Below are 17,021 nucleotides of genomic sequence, written 5' to 3'. Positions count from 1 at the left end.
TCCCGGATTACTTGACGGCACCGGCAGAAATGCCGGCGATGAAATGGCGCTGCAGAGCCACGAAGATGATGAGAACAGGCCCGGTCAGCAGAACCGCGCCTGCCATGATGCCACCCCACGACACCTTGGTGAGACCAATCAGCGAGCCTAACGCAACGGGTGCCGTCATCATGCCCGGCTTCGAGTTGATCAGCAGTGGCCAGAGATAATTGTTCCACGATGCGAGAAACAGAATGATCGACAAGGCCGCCATGGTCGGACGTGCGAGCGGCAGAGCAATGCGAAGAAAGATTTGCCACTCCTTGACGCCTTCGACGCGGGCCGCATCAAACAGTTCCGTCGGCATCATGGAGAAGGATTGCCGCATGAACAGAACACCAAGCGAATTGAACAGCGGCGGCACGATGAGCGCGACCCATGTATTGGCAAGCTTGAATTCCCGCGCCACCATGATGAATTGCGGAATGACGACGACCGCATAGGGCAGTGTGATCGTTCCCAGAATGATTGCGACGACGACGGAACGGCCTGCAAAACGATACCGTGCCAATGCCCAGCCCGCCATCGACGTGAGCATGACCGACAGCACGGTATAAACCAAGGCGACGCCGATGGAGATCGTCATGGCACGCACGAAATCGGTATCGGCCTGAAGATTCTGAAAATTTTCCAGAAAATGCGTGGATGGCAGAAGCTCAATATTGGGGCTGAAGATGCCGTTATCAGGCATGGTCGAAAAAACAAACATCATCCAGATCGGAAACAGCCAGATGACGGCAAGCGGCAACAACACGGCGTGCAGGCCGATTTTTTGCCACAGCAGAGACTTTGATCTGGACCTCATTTCGCGTCCCTCCCGACCCACAGTTGAAACAGCGAGATGACGACAGCCAAGGCAGCAATCGTATAGGCGATGGCGGAGGCATAGCCGAAGTTCAACGCCGTAAAGCCCTGACGGTAAAGGAAAATACCGAGCGTCTCGGTCGCGCCACCCGGCCCGCCTCTGTTGGTTATGAGAAAGGGTTCAGTGAACAACTGCATGGTGCCGATGACCGATAGCACGACACAAAACATGATGATCGGTTTCAGCAACGGCAGAGTGATGTGGAGAAATTGCTGGCGTTTGCTGACACGATCGAGCCTCGCCGCCTCATAGACATCGCCGGGGATGGATTGCAGCCCCGCCAGAATGATGATGGCGTTGTAACCGGCCCAGCGCCAGGTCACGGCAATGATGATGACAGCCATGGCGGCCGTGCCATTATCAAACCAGGAAACGGGTGGAAGCCCGATCGACATGATGAACTTGTTAATGATGCCGAAGTCGGCGCTGAACATCAGGCGGAACACCGCTGCATAGGCAACCTCACCGACAACGACAGGGGCAAAGAAGGCAAAGCGGAACAACGGACGCGCTTTCAGGAGTGGCGAGTTCAACAGCACAGCCATGATGGTGGCCAGCGCGATCATCACCGGCACCTGAACGATGAGGATGACGATGGTGTTCTGGAGAGCATTATAGAATGCCGGATCGCCGAACAGCCGTCCCCAGTTCATCGATGGTGCGAACCGCCAGGGATTGATGCGGGTATTTTGAAAAGACAATAAAAACGAACTGATGATCGGCCACAGCCAGAAGGTGGCAAAAATCAGCAGATAGGGGGCAAGAAAGGCGTAAGCGACCCTGTTGCGCAACGGCATATTAATGACCTCACGAAGCCAGATGGTGCGTGGAGCCAGACGCTTTTCGCAAAAAGCGCCCGGCGACGATCAGCCTGGGAGGCTATTGTGCAGTGGGGAGTCCCGTTGCGGCCTCGATTTGCTTGGCAGCATCATCGAGAGCGGTCTTGGCATCCGGGAAACCGCCCGCCAGATATTTGGTTTGCGTTGCGCGGAAGATCCCTTCAGCATCGGACTGAAAAGCAGTCCCTCGGCTTGGCACGATCTTCGGCAACGTGGCGAGAATGTCAGACCATACCGCCTGACCGCCCCAATAGGCTTGTGGTTCCTTGACGAAAGGGTCTTTGTCGGCAGAGAGCAACGAGGGTACCAGGCCGAAAGATTTCAGCATGGTGATCTGCCCTTCATTCGTGAGCAGCGCGTAGTCAATGAACTTCCACGCCGCTTCCTTATTCTCGGACATGGAACTGATGGCCAGCGAAGACCCGCCAAGGTTGGCAGCATGTGGACCATCCGCCGTCAGGCTCGGCATGGTGTAAACGCCCCATTTGCCAGCCAGATCAGGTGAACCGGACCGAACCGTCCCTTCGAACCAGCCGCCATACATCTGGGTTGCCACCTTGCCAGAGGTGTTCGACTGGATTTTTTCATCCCAGATCGCGGCGGTTATGATGCCAGCGTCCTTCATCTGCTTGAGCTTATCGAGCGTAGCCACGCAAGCGGGCTGGTTGATGGTGATGGTCTGGCCATCGGTCGAAAAGTAACCGCAACCCTGCTCGTTGGCGATCATGCGAAACCATTCGCTATCCCCGTTGAAGTCGGCCTGTGTCATGACTGTGCCGGGGTTGGCGGCCATCACCTTCTTGCCCGCTGCGATGAAATCATCCCACGTCTTGACGGTCGCGGGATCGACACCTGCCTTTTCATAAAAGTCCCGGCGATAAAACATTGCAACTGGACCGGAATCCCATGGCACGGCATAGGCAACGCCATCGACTTCCAATTCCGTCCGCTTGAAATCCGGGAACAGCGCTTGCTTTTCGGGTGTATAGCCAAGTTGCGTCACATCCGCGAAGCAATCCGGGAAGCGGCTCCAGAACACCTCTGCCTCAAAATTTTCCACTGTGACGATGTCCGGCAAACCTTCACCGCCTGCGGCGCAAGCGGCAATTGCCTTGTCATAGACCTGACTGTTCCCGAGGTCTTGAACGTCGACTTTGATATCAGGATTCTGCTTGTTGAAACCCTCCAGCGTGGATTTCAAAGCGGATGCGGCAACGTTCCAGCTCCAGACGGTAATCGTGGTCGATTGTGCAGCAGCAGGCGTGGCAGCGAGCAACGCCAGCGATACGGACGCGCCGATAAATTTAAAGTCCATTGAAAACCTCCCTTTTCAATTGCCGTCCTCCAACGACAAGGGCAGATTAGCGAGTGGTTGAAATCTGTCTCGTTGAAAGGGTATATCGATTTGGCGAAAAGTAAGGTCGAGGAACGAGCCATCTATCAGCCGGGTGCAAGCAGCATCGAAGGCACCCCCACGAAGCTGCAATTTTTTCGCGCGCATCCTCAGATGATGCTGATGCCACACTGGCATGCCCAAATCGAAATCAACTATGTTATGTCGGGCAGCGTTCACTACCGCATGGGCGACCACTCACTGCACCTGGATGCCGGGCAGATGTGCCTCTTCTGGGGTGGACAGGCACACCAGATGGACGAGTCCTCGGAGGATTCTTTTTATGCAGGCGCGCATCTGCCGCTCGTGCATTTTTTCCGCATGCGTCTTCCTGCCGCCGTTTCCACGATGTTGATGGGAGGTGCGACGATGCTGACATCGGTGACTGACACATCAGACCAGGAAAACTTTTCTCGCTGGTTCCGCTATGCAGATTCCGGCGACCCACAGAAAGCCGAAAACGCCGTGGAGGAGTTGCTTCTGCGTATTGAACGAATGTTTCTCGAACCCTATACGGTCATTTCACCTGCGCTGCGAACCAGTAAAGCAAATGACGGGGACAGTTCGCATTCGGCCAGCGTCGTGCGCATGTGCGACTTCATAGCAGCCAATTTTCTGGAGGATATCGACGCGGGGGATATCGCACGTTCCGCCAACCTTCATCCGAAATATGCCATGAATCTGTTTCGGAAATCCACGGGCATGACCTTGATCAAATACCTGACGTTGCTGCGTCTTTCCCGGGCACAAGCGATGCTTATCAATGACAACGACAACGTGCTTCAGGTCGCAATGGAAAGTGGATTTGGCTCCGTCAGCGCCTTCAACAAGGCCTTCAAGCAGGTCGCCGGCATGTCTCCGTCAAACTTTCGGCGTGGGATGCGGTTTAATCTATCGCCATAGGGCTGGCCTTGGATTGGTGCAAACCAGCATCAGCGGTTACCAGTGATATGAAATCATTCCGTTAGTGATTGATTTATAATCATAAATTTGAAAACCCGACACCATATGACGTATGTTCAAGCCGCCCACCTGAATCCTTACCAAAATTTAACTGTTGCTCCCATCGAAAAGATGGCTATTTTCCGTGCTGCGCTGCAGCATAGTCTCTCCTTATGCAGCGCTATCGCATTCAGTGCCGGTAACTCCAATGGACCCCGGGTCTATTCAATATCCATTCCAAGGGAGATTTTAATGACAATATCCGTGACTCATCTTTATTCCAGCGATCAGACAGACGCGCCATTTGCGGAAAAAATTGCTGCAGCCCGACACACCGCCGGCTACACGATCGAACAGCTCGCGATCACCTGCGGACTGACAGTGCAGGAAATCGCCGCATTGGAAGACGGTTCTGACAGCAATCCTTCGCATATCCAGCGTGTCGCTGCAGCTTTGCAAATTCCGCTCTCAAACATTGTCTGATCACTTCCGCCACCCTCGATAAAGAGGGCCTTTCCTCGCCTGCCGCTACCGAATTTTTATCGGCAGGACCGGCGAGGAAATTGTATTTTTCCCAAGTTTTCGATATCCCCTTAAAAATCACTTTTCCAAATCCCACATCAGGGTCGCGTAGCCAGATGCCTGTCTCGGTGACGACTATTTTATGACTGATGACCTGACCTGTGGAAACCTTATGACAGACGATCACGCCGACCTGTCGCACCACCGTGCAACAGACCAACTCTGGCCATCGCAGCGTTCCGAAATCTTGAACTGGCTGGTCCTCGAAACCCATGAACAGCGTTTCATTGACAATATCTTCGTGGAGCTTTGCCAAAGGTTAAATGGTTCAGGCGTTTCAGTCGCCAGGGCGTCGTTGAATTTCATGGTCGAGCATCCACAATGGCGGGGCGCTCGAATACTCTGGACAAAAGATCGAGCAGACGCCGAGTTCACGACCTATGCCTATGGCACGGAGAATACGCAGGAGTATCGTAACTCTCCGATACACGAAATAAATTCGGGCACGGAAGAACTTCGTTACAGGCTTGATGTTCCACCGGTAGACCCGGAGTTCGCAATCTATGCAGAGTTGCGTGCCGAGGGTTTGACCGAATATTGCGCGTGGCCGCTCAAACACACTTTTGAGAAGCGTCACGTGGTAACATTCTCCAGCGACCAACCGGGCGGTTTTACCGATGCGGAGATCGAGATGCTGCGGAGCATCGTCCCCGTGATATCTCTGGTGTCGGAAATTCGGCTCAAGAACCGTATCGCACGAACGCTTCTGGAAACCTATGTCGGTCCGCATGCCAGCCAGGCCATTCTGGACGGCGCAACGCGAAGAGGCAGCGGAACGACTGTTGGCGCCGCGATCCTGATTTGTGACCTGCGCGATTTCACCCATATTTCCGATCTGTGGCCACGCGACGATGTGATCGAACTTCTGAACGCCTATTTTGATGCCATGTCCGACCCGATCGAGAAATTCGGTGGCGAAATCCTGAAATTCATGGGCGATGGTCTTCTGGCCATCTTTCCGTTGAGCAATCCAGATGCCTGCAAGAACCTCGTTGCCGCGATAGAGGAGGCGCAGGTCCACCTGCAAGCGTTGAATGAGGCCAACATCAAGCGCGGCCACGAGCCGCTTGGCTATGGTATCGGCGTCCATGCGGGCGATGTGATGTATGGCAACATAGGCTCGAAAAACCGACTGGATTTCACCGTCATCGGCCCTGCCGTCAACGTCGCATCGCGATTGGAAAGCCTGACGAAGCAGATAAAACGACCGGTGCTCATGTCCCAGACCTTTGTCGAGATGGCAGGAAACATCAGAGATTTCGAGAGCATCGGAACGCAGACTTTGCGCGGCCTTGAAAACTCTATTCATGTTTATGCATTGCCCGTGCCTGACAGGGGTTGAGTTTTGCAATATATGAGCACCGAAAGCCCGAACTGAACATTGCGATAGGACCTGATGTCGTTGAACGATGACATGGAAGCACCCGTTGCCCCCACCGCCAGAATGCTGACCTGGGTGCGCAACTCGACCATTTACCGGCTTCAGCGCCAGATGCTGACGGAACGGCAGTTGTTCGATGCCATCAAGCGCAAGGCAAAGCAGAAATTCGAAGAGATAACGCCAGAGCAAGTCGACGCACTTGCCCATGCGGCGGTAAAGTTCGGTCACGATCTCAAAGCGCTCGACGATGTCGCCTATGCCGAAAGCGCGACGAGATCAGCCATCCGGAGCGGCCGATCACGGCGGGCCATCGCACAGAGGCTGAGCATCAAAGGCGTGAGCAAGGAGATCGCGGAGAAAGCGTTGAATGAAACCGACGATCTCTATTCGGCCGTCGTGATGGCGCGCAAACGCCGGTTTGGCCCATTTCGGAGGGAAGAACCAGATGAAAAGCGAATGCAAAAGGAAATATCCGCCTTCGCACGCAACGGGTACAGTTTTGACATTGCCGGTCGCGTCTACAGGATGACACCGGACGAAGCGGAAGCCATATTGGCAGACAGCCCGCTCTGACGAGCTACTTTGGCGCCTGCACCGTTTTCATATAGGCGATCAGATCATCGATCTCGCTTTCACTCCACAACCCAAAAAAGCGCATTGCCGTGCCTGGCACGCTTTTCTTCGGACTGTATAGAAATTCCTTCAGCTTTTCGTCCGTCCAGACCATTCCCTGCGCCCCCGCGTCTATCATCGCCTGCGAATATTTGTAGTCCGGGACCGAACCCGCCGGTCGGCCGACGACACCCATGAGATGCGGCCCAAGCCGGGTCCGGGGTGAGTCGATGTTGTGACAGGCGGAACATTTGCTGAATGATTGCTCGCCACGCGCCGCATCACCTTCAGCCAACACTGCAGACGCGGAGAGAAGCAAAGAGGATAGCACCAAAACCTTCAGTCTCATCGTCATCTTCACGAACCTATCCAGACCCAGATACAAAAGCGCCCTCCCTGTCATATGACAGAAAGGGCGCTTTTTAGAATGCGTCAGATTGACCGACCTATCAGCCGCTGATCGGGTTCAACGTCACGGATGTGCCAGTCGCTGCCAGATTCAGGCCTACCTGGCCAGTCACGCTGACGGTCTGAAGCTGGATTGATCCAGATGTGCCGCCGACGAGAATGTTGGCACCGACACCGAGGCCAACGGTGGCTTCAGCGGTCGCACCCTGGTAAAGGCCACCGAGTGAACCCTTGTGATAACCAGCGGTCGGAGCAAACACCGCCCAGACCAGACGACCCTGAGTCGTGAAGCCGAGGTCTACGCCAACCTTACGAATCGCACCGCTGTAGTGGTCTGTGCGGCGCGCGCCCATCGTCGACTGAAACGTGCAATCGAGCTCTTTTGCAGAGCCGACGACGTAGCCTACGCCACCGCCAACTTCACATGTAAGGTAGCCGATTTTTACGCCGTTGCGCTCGTCCTGCTCCTGAGGTTCCTGATAGTTGGTGAGGTCTGCTGCGATTGCGCTGGCAGTTCCACCGAGACCAAGTGTGAATGCGGCGAAGGTGACGGCTAGAGCCTTTTTCATATTGTTTTCTCCTGTTTAATTCTTTACCCGCGGCAGCCCCGTTGCCCTTTTCGGACTGTAAATGGCGCACCATTAACGTTTGTTCCGGAAAATCGATCCAATTGCAGACTATGTCGGCAAAACAATCGGCGGATAGGACACATCGGCAGCTAGATTGCCAATGAGGCGCTGTTAGGGCGCCTCATTTTGACAGGCTATTCTGCGTGACAAGTCCTGTATCAGTCTCTCCGATAATCGTCTTCCAGTCGCTTGATATCGTCTTCGCCGAAATACGAGCCTGTCTGGATTTCGATAAGCTCAAGAGGGATTTGTCCCTCGTTTGCCAGACGGTGCGGTTTGCCGAGAGGGATGTAGACCGATTCGTTTTCCGTCAACAACCGCGTCTGGTCATCGATGGTAACGGTCGCGGTACCGCGGACGATGATCCAATGCTCCGAACGATGATAGTGCTGCTGAAGCGAGATTCGGTGTCCAGGCTCAACCTTGAGGTGGCTGACTCGGTAGCGCGCACCGAAGTCTGTCTGCTCTATGTGGCCCCAAGGTCGGTAGGCGCGCTTGTGGACCTCCGTTTTGTGAGCGTGATCGCTGTCTTTTAGAGTCTCAACGAGACCTTTGACGCTCTGGACCCTGTCTTTCGGGGTTACGAGAACGGCGTCTTTGGTGGCAACAACGACGAGATCCTTGGCTCCAACCACCGTTGTCAGAATGCTGGTGGAGTGAATCAGGCACCCCTCGGAATCGATGAACAGCCCCTGGCCCTCAACAGCATTGTTATCGTCCAGCTTGTCGGCGATCTCCCAGATTGCATCCCAGCTGCCGATGTCCGACCAACGGAAATGGCCGCGAACGACAGCCATGCGCTTGGTGTTTTCGATGACCGCGTAATCAATGGAGTTTTTTGGCGACGCTTCAAAACTCTCCTTGTGCAAACGCACAAAGCCAAGGTCGCTTTCCTGTTCGTCAACCGAGCGCGTGACAGCCGAGAGAATGTCCGGAGCATAGGCCGAGAGCTCTGATATCATTACGTCTGAGCGGAAAAGGAAGTTCCCGGAATTCCAAAGGTAACCTTTCTCGACGTACGAAATGGCCGTTTCTTCATCTGGCTTTTCCACGAAGGCTTCAACGACACACAGATCTTGATTGCCATTGATAGGCTCGCCGGGATTGATGTAGCCATAGGAGGTTCTTGGTTCGGTGGGTGTAAGACCGAACACCACGATGTTACCCTGCTCGGCTGCTTCTGCACCCAACCTGACGGCGTCCGAAAACTTTTCATTGTCCAATACCACGTGGTCGGCAGCGAGCGCGAGAACGAGCGATCCCGGTTCCCGTCGCTCTGCGAGCACAGCGGCAGCAGCCATCGCGGCAGCGCTGTCGCGACGTGCAGGTTCCAGAACCACCGTTGCTTTCAAATCGATCTCTTCGGCCTGCCGTCGCGCGAAGAAACGAAAATCCTCATTCGTGATGACGAGCGGCTCGTCATAAAGCGCGGCGTCGCTTACACGCTGGAGGGTCTGTTGATAGGTAGACAGGCTACCAACGAGTGGCTGAAACTGTTTTGGCAATTGGTCGCGTGATACCGGCCATAGTCTCGATCCAGCGCCACCTGCCAGAAGTACCGGGATAATCTTTCGAGTTTGTGCGCTCACGTTTCTACCTTTCCAATTCCAAGTCACTTGCGTCCTATGCGTTCGGTCGGCACCAAAACACGTGTGGAAGTGAATGCCAAGCTTCAGCGCCACCCGGCCCCGAAACCTTTTCCTGCATTCAGTCCTCCGACTGTAACCGACCTGACGGTTTTTCAACGACGACATCAGGCTGCGGTTCCTGAAAACAGGACGCCTAATCGATTGAAGCGTTCTGATTTCCTCTGTTCCGTCGGATTAATCGCCATGAAGGACACTGAACACTTGGCAGCGTCATGAAAAATACAATAACAACGACCACCATTTGATAAAGAAAAAGAGAAGGGGGAGTCATGTCCGACAAAACGACATCCACGAACGGCAAAACGTCCGTAACGGATCAAGAGGCTCTAGACTTCCACTCACAAGGCCGTCCAGGCAAACTCGAGATCACCCCGACAAAGCCGATGGCGACCCAGCGCGATCTTTCTCTGGCCTATTCACCGGGCGTCGCGGTCCCTGTGAAAGCCATCGCAGAGAACCCCGATACCGCCTACGACTACACCACCCGTGGCAACATGGTCGCCGTCATTTCCAACGGCACTGCCATTCTGGGACTTGGAAACCTTGGCGCGTTGGCGTCCAAGCCGGTGATGGAAGGCAAATCTGTTCTGTTCAAACGTTTTGCCGACGTCGATTCGATCGATCTTGAAGTCGATACGGAAGATGCAGACGAATTCATCAATTGCGTGCGCTATCTCGGCCCCTCCTTTGGCGGCATCAATCTGGAAGATATCAAGGCGCCAGAGTGTTTCATCATCGAGAGCCGCCTGCGTGAACTCATGGATATTCCGGTTTTCCATGACGACCAGCACGGCACGGCGATCATTGCCGCCGCCGGCCTCATTAACGCCATTGCGCTGACGGGCCGTGATTTCAATACGACAAAACTGGTTTGCAACGGTGCGGGTGCTGCTGCGATCGCGTGCATGGACCTGATCAAGGCGATGGGTTTCAACCCGGCAAACATCATCCTGTGCGATACCAAGGGCGTGATCTACCAGGGCCGCACCGAGGGGATGAACCAGTGGAAATCCGCGCACGCGGCAAAGACGGACAACCGGACGCTTGAAGAAGCGATGAAGGGTGCCGACGTTGTGTTCGGTCTTTCGCAAAAGGGTGCGTTTACCGAAGACATGATCCGCTCAATGGCGCCTAAGCCGATTATCTTTGCCATGGCAAACCCTGATCCGGAAATCACGCCGGAGGAGGTCGCCCGAATTCGTGATGACGCCATCATGGCGACGGGGCGCTCCGATTATCCCAACCAGGTCAACAACGTCCTCGGTTTCCCATACATCTTCCGTGGCGCGCTGGATGTTCGCGCCAGCCAGATCAACGATGCGATGAAGATTGCCGCCGCCAAGGCGCTCGCCGATCTTGCCCGTGAAGATGTTCCAGACGATGTGGCCGCCGCCTATCAGGGTGTGCGTCCACGGTTTGGACCACAATACATCATTCCCGTTCCATTCGATCCGCGTTTGATTTCGGCAATCCCTGTGGCTGTTGCAAAAGCTGCCATGGAAACGGGCGTTGCCCGCCGTGAGTTGGGCGATCTCGAAGAATATTCTCGCGAACTTTCCGCACGGCGCGACCCCATGGCGTCGACCACGCAGCGCCTGTACGAGCGGGTCCGCCGTTCTCCGCGTCGCGTCGTTTTTGCGGAAGCCGAAGAAGAACAGGTCATGCGTGCGGCTATTTCTTATACCGCGCAGGGTCTCGGCACCGCCATTCTGCTCGGTCGGGACGATATCATTCGTGCCAATGCTGAGCGTGCGGGCATAGATCTGGACCGCCCCAACATCAAGATCACCAATGCACGCCTGTCCGCGCGCGTCGATGCCTATATCGATTATCTCTATGCGCGCTTGCAGCGGCAAGGTTTCCTGCTGCGCGACGTTCAGCGTCTGGTGCACAATGACAGAAACCACTTCGCGTCCTGCATGGTGGCGCTTGGTGATGCCGACGCAATGGTGACGGGCACGACCCGTAATTATTCAACGGCCCTGGAAGACGTGCGCCGTTGCATCAGCACCAAACCCGGCCATCGGGTGATCGGCGTATCGCTGGTGGTCTCGCGAAACCGCACGGTCTTTGTGGCCGACACCGCCGTTCATGACATGCCGTCCGCCGAAGACCTTGCCGATATCGCAGAGGAAGCAGCAGGTCTGGCTCGCCGCTTCGGCTACGAGCCACGGGTCGCCATGCTGGCCTATTCGACCTTCGGCCACCCGGTGGGTGAGCGTTCCGACAAGGTCCGTGAAGCGGTCCGCATACTGGATAAACGCAACGTGACCTTCGAGGTCGATGGAGAGATGGCCGCAGACGTTGCGCTGAACCACCACAAGATGCAGAGCCAGTACCCGTTCACGCGCCTGTCTGGTGCGGCCAACGTTCTGGTCATGCCTGCCATCCACTCGGCGTCGATATCGACAAAGATGTTGCAGGAGCTGGGTGGTGCAACTGTCATCGGCCCGTTGCTGGTGGGGCTGGATAAATCCGTCCAGATCACCTCAATGGGTGCAAAAGACAGCGATATCGTCAACATGGCTGCCATTGCCGCCTATAATTCCGGCGGCTTTTGATCACTCGCTGCCACAGATCACGTTATGTTTGTGGCAGAACTCCAAAAGGCGCCATGGTTCGGCCACATAATACAGCTTCTTCGCGAAAAATTATGCTGCATGAACACTCAATGGACGACGCATGGCTATGACGGTACATTCGGCAGGGACGCCGTCAACGGAAACAAATGGGCGCGGCAAAAGGATTTTGCTCTGCCTGACTAACAATCCAAATGCTGTGATTGTGCTCTTCGGAATCTACTTTCTTGTCCAGACCATCGTGCGGCAGCTTGTGCCGCCCGCTCTTCGCATCGATGAGGCACAGCAGGTCCTTTTCGCGCAATGGCTGGCACTTGGCTATGACGCACAGCCGCCTCTGTACAACTGGTATCAGCAGGGTGTTTTCGCGGTCTTCGGAACCTCGATGGTGACCTTGGCTTTGGCCAAGAACTTTATTTTGTTTCTGACCTTTGCCATCTACACCAAAACGGCTGAACTGGTTCTTGAGAACAAGCGCCTTGTCGTTGTGGCGGCAATGGCGCTTTTTGTCGTACCTCAGGTGTTCTGGCAGGCGCAACGCGACCTGACACACACCGCCATGCTGATGCTGACCTTTGCATCCCTCATCTACTGCACGATCAAACTGATACAGCGCCCGACGACAGCCGGCTATGTCCTCGTCGGCCTGGCCGCTGGCCTCGGCATGCTGTCGAAGTACAATTTTGCGCTCATGCTTCCAGCCTTGCTGGTAGCCGTCTGGTTCCATCCCACAGGCCGCGCGCGGATTTTCGACAAACGTTTCCTGCTCACGCTTGGCATCAGCCTTGTTGTCTTCATCCCGCACGTGTTCTGGCTGATCGACAATCTGAGCTTCGCTTCAGAGGTGACGTTGGAGCGAATGGCTGAAGATGCACCGGAAAGCCGTTTTTTGCAGATCGCACGCGGGCTGGGCCGTTTCGTTTCCAGCTCTGCAATCATCCTTGCTTTGCCGGCCTTGTTGCTCTGGCTTTCCGCCCGTCAGGAAAAGAAGCGCCCTGCCGCAACGGCCGACACCGTCTGGTTGCGTTTTTTCATCACCTATTTCATAGCCATCGCAATCTTGATGACAACAGTCATCCTGATGACGACAATGACCGAACTGCGCGACCGGTGGCTGCTGCCATTGCTTCTGCCATTTCCCATCCTGGCAACGCTCTTTCTCGAGCAACGGGTTGCGAATGTGGAACGCGTGTCGGGCAAATTCATTCCCCTCGGACTTTTCGTCATGGTGATCGTTCCGCTCGCCATGCTGCTCTCGCAGCCTTTGACAGCCTTCATGGGCAGAGTGTCCAGTTCCAATTACGACTGGCAAGCATTTCGTGACCACATCGTCGATGACAAAAGGATTTCGCCGTCACTCGTCGTCACGCCGAATTGGCCAAGCGGCGGCAATCTGCGTTTCGTGTTCGATGCCATTCCCGTCGGGACGACAATCTATGACGATTACGACCCCGTTTTCGCACTTTCGGAAGATCGGCCCGTTCTCATGGTCTGGACAGGCAATGACACCAAAGAACTGGAGGTGATGACCAAATGGCTAGGAGACCAGATGCATGCCAAGGTCGAAGGGGTCACAGCGACCAGACTGGATGTGCCACTTTATTATCCCGTCAAGAACAAGGTCCTGGAGTTCAATTACGCCGTGGTAAAACCATCGAACATCATCAAAAACTGACGATGGTCTCCAGATCGTCAATCTTGTCGACAGTTTGCATTTAAGCGTGCTATCTGTGCCGTCTGACATGGGGTGATTTTGATGAATTCATCGGAACAGTGCGATGTGCTGATCATCGGCGCCGGCATCATCGGTGTGATGTCGGCTCTCTATCTGCAAGATTCCGGAAGGCGCGTCACTCTGCTGGAGCGGGAAGGCGTTGCGGAAGGCGCAAGCGCTGGCAATGCGGGTATTCTTGCTTTCCCTGAAATCATTCCAATGGCAGCACCTGGCGTGATGAAAAAAGCGCCCAAATGGCTCATCGATCCACTTGGCCCACTCAGCATTCCCCCGGCCTACGCGCTAAAGATCGCACCTTGGCTATGGCGGTTCAGGAAAGCCAGTTCACCGCGTGCCTTCGAACACGGTCTCAGCGTGCAGAAGACTATGATGAAGCTTGCGGCGGACGAAATGCAGAGGGTGGCAGCCATGCCGGAACTGGCTCACCACATATCGAACACGGGAACGCTTGATCTGTACGACAGCCGGGCAAGCTTTGATGCGGCTCGTGGCGACTGGGACGAGAAGGCCCGTGCCGGCTTTACATTTACGCGGGTCGGACGCGACGAGATCGAGACGTTGCAGCCTGGACTGGCACCGCAGTTCCAGCACGCCATGTACAGCCCCGATGGTCTACAGGTTGGTGATCCACAAGCCTTCACGCGAGCGATTGCCGACCTTGTTATCGCAAGAGGCGCGATTTTGCGCAAAGGCGAGGCCTCGGGCATTGCCATGTCGGGCGACAGGGCCATCGTCACGCTGGCCAACGGCCAGATCATAACAGCGGACAAGGTCATCGTCGCCTGTGGCGCGTGGTCCAAACCGCTGGCCGCATCTCTGGGGAACACCGTACCGCTGGAAACCGAGCGCGGCTACAACACCACATTGCCGACTGGCTCATTTAACTTGACCCGGCAGCTTTATTTCAATGACCACGCGTTCGTCGTAACGCCGTTATCATCCGGCATCCGCGTTGGCGGCGCAGTGGAACTTGGCGGCCTGCACCTGCCACCGAACTTCCGCCGATCCGAGGCCCTGCTGAAAAAGGCGGGCCGTTTTCTTCCCGAATTGAAGACCAAGGACGGAAAGCAGTGGATGGGTCTGCGCCCATCCATGCCGGATTGCCTGCCCGTCATCGGCCCATCACGTGCCAGCAGATCCGTCATCTATGCATTCGGCCACGGACACCTTGGTCTCACGCAGTCCGCAGCAACGGCAAAGCTCGTCACGGAACTTGTGACGGAGGTGGACACGTCCATCCCCGTTGACCCGTTCCGGGCAAGCCGTTTTTCCTGATCGCAACAGAAAAAGGCCCGCTCTCTCGAACGGGCCTGACCATCTTCACCAGGTCCTAGAACGGTGAGTCAGGGAAGTAGAAACCCTCCGCATTGTCCTTCGTGACGAGGGTTGCGTCCAGAATGTAGGTGCCGCGGACAGGAACCTGATCGTAGAAATTGGCGGCGGTCAGCTGCATTGCCGTGGCGACCATCGCTGGCGGGTAGAGAACATCCACAGGGATCATCTCGGCGCCATCCATGACCTTCTTGATCATATCCTTGGAACCGGCACCACCAATCACGTATTTGATATCGGTGCGCTTAGCCTGCTCGATTGCCTGGAGGACGCCAACAGCCATATCGTCATCCTGACACCAGACGACATCGATCTTCGGATATTTCGTCAGATAGTCCTGCATGACTTTGAAGGCGTCGTCGCGGTTCCAGTTACCGAACTGACGGTCCAGAATTTTAACTTTGGAGCCAGCAATTCCCTTGTCGAACCCATCCTGTCGCTGCTGATCGATCGGGATCGGCAGACCACGAATGACGACGACTTCAGCCTCTGGTGTCGTCTCTGCGATGTATTTGCCCGCGACTTCGCCCAACGCCGGATTGTTACCAGCAACATAGAGATCGCGGACGCTGTCGTCGTTGACGCTCGGTGCACGATCAACGAGGGCCACGAATTTGCCATTGCTTTTCACTTCCTTGATCGCGTTAACCAGCGGATCAGGATCTGACGGCAGAATGACGAGCGCGTCGATGCCCTGCGTCTCCAGATCCTGCACGGCATTTGCCTGGGTCGCAGCATCCGGCGATGTCTTGACGATGACGTTGAGACCTGGATGCTCCTGCATTAGCAGTTTCGCCACGCGCTCCGCATGATAGACCACACCAGAGGTCCAGCCGTGATCGGCCGCAGGGATCGAAACGCCGATCGTTACCTTTTTATCCTGGGCTTGAACCGCACTCGAAAGCGCGACCAGCGCCACGGCCATTCCCAACAGTTTCTTTTTCATGTGTTTTCCTCCCACATAGATAAGGTCTTTATTTTCAGAACCGGGCGACCCGTGAACCCGAAACCTCTAAGAGCGACGCATCAACGACCGCTGCACCAGCATGGCGATAATGATGATCGCACCCTGTATGGCACCGATCAGATATTCGCTGATGAAGTTCGAAAGCAGCATGATGTTGCCGACGAGTTCGAGAATGAATGCACCGCAAATCGTGCCCCACACTCGGCCAGCGCCGCCTTTGAGCGCGGTACCACCGACCACGACCGCCGTGATGGCCTGCAATTCCCACATCATGCCCGTCGTTGCCGACGTGGAGCCCAGTCTCGGCACGTAGAGAAGAACGGCGATGGCCACACAAAGTCCCTGGATGACAAAGGCCACCGTGCGGACGCGATTGACCGTGACACCGGAGTATTTCGCAACGTCACGGTTTGAACCGACTGCCGTAACGTGACGTCCGTACCGGGTACGGTAGAGAACAAAGGCGGCAATCGCCGTCACGATCAGTATGGCGAGGATTGGCAGCGGTATTCCCAGGAACGATCCGAAATAAACCGGACGGTACATAGCCTGTAGCTGAGGATCCCGCAGCGTAATCGCGCCGCCCTGCGAAAGCCACGTCGTCAACCCACGATACACACCCATGGTGCCCAGCGTTGCGATGAAGGGTTCGATCTTTCCCACTGTCGTGATCAAGCCGTTGGCAAGTCCGCAAAGGGCACCGACCACCAGCGCAAAGACCATGGCCAAGACCAGCATGGAGGTCGGGTCCGCCACGACGCTGGAATTCATCAGCAAGATCATGAGGCTTGCAACAAAGGCAACCATGGAACCGACCGACAGATCAAGATCTCCGGCGGAAATCACGAACGTCGCGCCCACAGCGATAATGGCGATGAATGCGCTCCGGGTGGCGACATTCGTGAGATTATTGAGGCTGATGAAATTCGGATTGACCATCGCTCCAAAGATCAGCAACAGGGCCAGGGCGACAAAGGGTGCGACGGCCCGCAGGTCTATATCGCGCAGGGATCGCCCTGCCTTTTTCTCTTTGCTGTCTTCACTTATGCTCATACCCAAAACAGACCTC

15 protein-coding genes are annotated in these 17,021 nt (G+C 55.5%); 7 read left to right on the top strand and 8 right to left on the bottom strand.

From position 1 onward, the window contains the following. Positions 1–7: 7 nt before the first annotated feature. The 3 genes from EKM04_RS13545 to EKM04_RS13535 form a co-directional block, all read right to left on the bottom strand. Positions 8–844, bottom strand: a complete 837-nt coding sequence (locus EKM04_RS13545; RefSeq protein WP_183894956.1) for a carbohydrate ABC transporter permease — start codon at positions 842–844, stop codon at positions 8–10. After that, the gene (locus tag EKM04_RS13540; RefSeq protein WP_183894954.1) at positions 841–1,701 is read right to left on the bottom strand and encodes a carbohydrate ABC transporter permease; all 861 of its coding nucleotides are present in this window, start codon (positions 1,699–1,701) and stop codon (positions 841–843) included. Before EKM04_RS13540 ends, EKM04_RS13545 begins: the two co-directional genes overlap by 4 nt. An 82-nt stretch (positions 1,702–1,783) precedes the next feature. Next, positions 1,784–3,058, bottom strand: a complete 1,275-nt coding sequence (locus EKM04_RS13535; protein WP_183894952.1) for an ABC transporter substrate-binding protein — start codon at positions 3,056–3,058, stop codon at positions 1,784–1,786. 84 nt (positions 3,059–3,142) lie between these two features. Between EKM04_RS13535 and EKM04_RS13530 the strand changes: the two genes are divergently transcribed. The 4 genes from EKM04_RS13530 to recX all read left to right on the top strand — a co-directional run bounded on the left by EKM04_RS13530 (position 3,143) and on the right by recX (position 6,614). Further along, entirely contained in the window at positions 3,143–4,039 is an 897-nt protein-coding gene (locus tag EKM04_RS13530; RefSeq protein ID WP_174155580.1) for a helix-turn-helix domain-containing protein, read from the top strand. A gap of 105 nt (positions 4,040–4,144) precedes the next feature. Continuing rightward, the gene (locus EKM04_RS13525) at positions 4,145–4,561 is read left to right on the top strand and encodes a helix-turn-helix domain-containing protein (protein ID WP_234900425.1); all 417 of its coding nucleotides are present in this window, start codon (positions 4,145–4,147) and stop codon (positions 4,559–4,561) included. A 211-nt stretch (positions 4,562–4,772) separates the two neighbouring features. Beyond that, positions 4,773–6,002, top strand: a complete 1,230-nt coding sequence (locus EKM04_RS13520; protein WP_174155553.1) for an adenylate/guanylate cyclase domain-containing protein — start codon at positions 4,773–4,775, stop codon at positions 6,000–6,002. A gap of 60 nt (positions 6,003–6,062) precedes the next feature. Beyond that, the gene (gene recX / locus EKM04_RS13515) at positions 6,063–6,614 is read left to right on the top strand and encodes a recombination regulator RecX (protein WP_412762962.1); all 552 of its coding nucleotides are present in this window, start codon (positions 6,063–6,065) and stop codon (positions 6,612–6,614) included. Between the two features lie 4 nt (positions 6,615–6,618). On the opposite strand, the gene EKM04_RS13510 is transcribed toward recX, so the two are convergent. The 3 genes from EKM04_RS13510 to EKM04_RS13500 form a co-directional block, all read right to left on the bottom strand. Next, positions 6,619–7,002, bottom strand: coding sequence for a c-type cytochrome (locus EKM04_RS13510; RefSeq protein ID WP_183894950.1), 384 nt, complete (start codon positions 7,000–7,002; stop codon positions 6,619–6,621). A gap of 100 nt (positions 7,003–7,102) precedes the next feature. Beyond that, positions 7,103–7,630, bottom strand: coding sequence for a DUF992 domain-containing protein (locus EKM04_RS13505; RefSeq protein ID WP_183894948.1), 528 nt, complete (start codon positions 7,628–7,630; stop codon positions 7,103–7,105). A 218-nt stretch (positions 7,631–7,848) separates the two neighbouring features. Further along, positions 7,849–9,279 carry a mannose-1-phosphate guanylyltransferase/mannose-6-phosphate isomerase gene (locus EKM04_RS13500; protein WP_183894946.1) on the bottom strand — a complete coding sequence of 477 codons (1,431 nt, stop codon included), beginning with the start codon at positions 9,277–9,279 and terminating at the stop codon, positions 7,849–7,851. Positions 9,280–9,608: 329 nt separating this feature from the next. Here EKM04_RS13500 and EKM04_RS13495 point away from each other — a divergent pair, with 329 nt between their 5' ends. The 3 genes from EKM04_RS13495 to EKM04_RS13485 all read left to right on the top strand — a co-directional run bounded on the left by EKM04_RS13495 (position 9,609) and on the right by EKM04_RS13485 (position 14,928). Continuing rightward, positions 9,609–11,900: an NADP-dependent malic enzyme gene (locus EKM04_RS13495; protein WP_183894944.1), complete on the top strand. Its 2,292-nt coding sequence runs from the start codon at positions 9,609–9,611 to the stop codon at positions 11,898–11,900. 121 nt (positions 11,901–12,021) lie between these two features. Next, positions 12,022–13,593 carry a glycosyltransferase family 39 protein gene (locus EKM04_RS13490; protein WP_174155558.1) on the top strand — a complete coding sequence of 524 codons (1,572 nt, stop codon included), beginning with the start codon at positions 12,022–12,024 and terminating at the stop codon, positions 13,591–13,593. An 81-nt stretch (positions 13,594–13,674) separates the two neighbouring features. Further along, positions 13,675–14,928, top strand: coding sequence for an NAD(P)/FAD-dependent oxidoreductase (locus tag EKM04_RS13485; RefSeq protein ID WP_174155559.1), 1,254 nt, complete (start codon positions 13,675–13,677; stop codon positions 14,926–14,928). Positions 14,929–14,983: 55 nt separating this feature from the next. Here EKM04_RS13485 and EKM04_RS13480 read toward each other — a convergent pair whose 3' ends face one another. Continuing rightward, the gene (locus EKM04_RS13480; RefSeq protein WP_183894942.1) at positions 14,984–15,931 is read right to left on the bottom strand and encodes a substrate-binding domain-containing protein; all 948 of its coding nucleotides are present in this window, start codon (positions 15,929–15,931) and stop codon (positions 14,984–14,986) included. A 66-nt stretch (positions 15,932–15,997) separates the two neighbouring features. Further along, entirely contained in the window at positions 15,998–17,005 is a 1,008-nt protein-coding gene (locus EKM04_RS13475; protein ID WP_174155561.1) for an ABC transporter permease, read from the bottom strand. Between the last annotated feature and the right edge of the window lie 16 nt (positions 17,006–17,021).

Source organism: Rhizobium skierniewicense Ch11, assembly GCF_023757665.1.
Lineage (GTDB): Bacteria > Pseudomonadota > Alphaproteobacteria > Rhizobiales > Rhizobiaceae > Agrobacterium > Agrobacterium skierniewicense.
This window is presented reverse-complemented; position numbering and strand designations above follow the sequence as displayed.

Coding starts and splice junctions, on each gene's coding strand:
- EKM04_RS13525 (WP_234900425.1), top strand. CDS start 4,145: ATGACGTATGTTCAAGCCGCCCACCTGAATCCTTACCAAAATTTAACT.
- EKM04_RS13505 (WP_183894948.1), bottom strand. CDS start 7,630: ATGAAAAAGGCTCTAGCCGTCACCTTCGCCGCATTCACACTTGGTCTC.
- EKM04_RS13495 (WP_183894944.1), top strand. CDS start 9,609: ATGTCCGACAAAACGACATCCACGAACGGCAAAACGTCCGTAACGGAT.
- EKM04_RS13545 (WP_183894956.1), bottom strand. CDS start 844: ATGAGGTCCAGATCAAAGTCTCTGCTGTGGCAAAAAATCGGCCTGCAC.
- EKM04_RS13480 (WP_183894942.1), bottom strand. CDS start 15,931: ATGAAAAAGAAACTGTTGGGAATGGCCGTGGCGCTGGTCGCGCTTTCG.
- EKM04_RS13510 (WP_183894950.1), bottom strand. CDS start 7,002: ATGAGACTGAAGGTTTTGGTGCTATCCTCTTTGCTTCTCTCCGCGTCT.
- EKM04_RS13535 (WP_183894952.1), bottom strand. CDS start 3,058: ATGGACTTTAAATTTATCGGCGCGTCCGTATCGCTGGCGTTGCTCGCT.
- EKM04_RS13540 (WP_183894954.1), bottom strand. CDS start 1,701: ATGCCGTTGCGCAACAGGGTCGCTTACGCCTTTCTTGCCCCCTATCTG.
- EKM04_RS13490 (WP_174155558.1), top strand. CDS start 12,022: ATGGCTATGACGGTACATTCGGCAGGGACGCCGTCAACGGAAACAAAT.
- EKM04_RS13475 (WP_174155561.1), bottom strand. CDS start 17,005: ATGAGCATAAGTGAAGACAGCAAAGAGAAAAAGGCAGGGCGATCCCTG.
- EKM04_RS13485 (WP_174155559.1), top strand. CDS start 13,675: ATGAATTCATCGGAACAGTGCGATGTGCTGATCATCGGCGCCGGCATC.
- EKM04_RS13520 (WP_174155553.1), top strand. CDS start 4,773: ATGACAGACGATCACGCCGACCTGTCGCACCACCGTGCAACAGACCAA.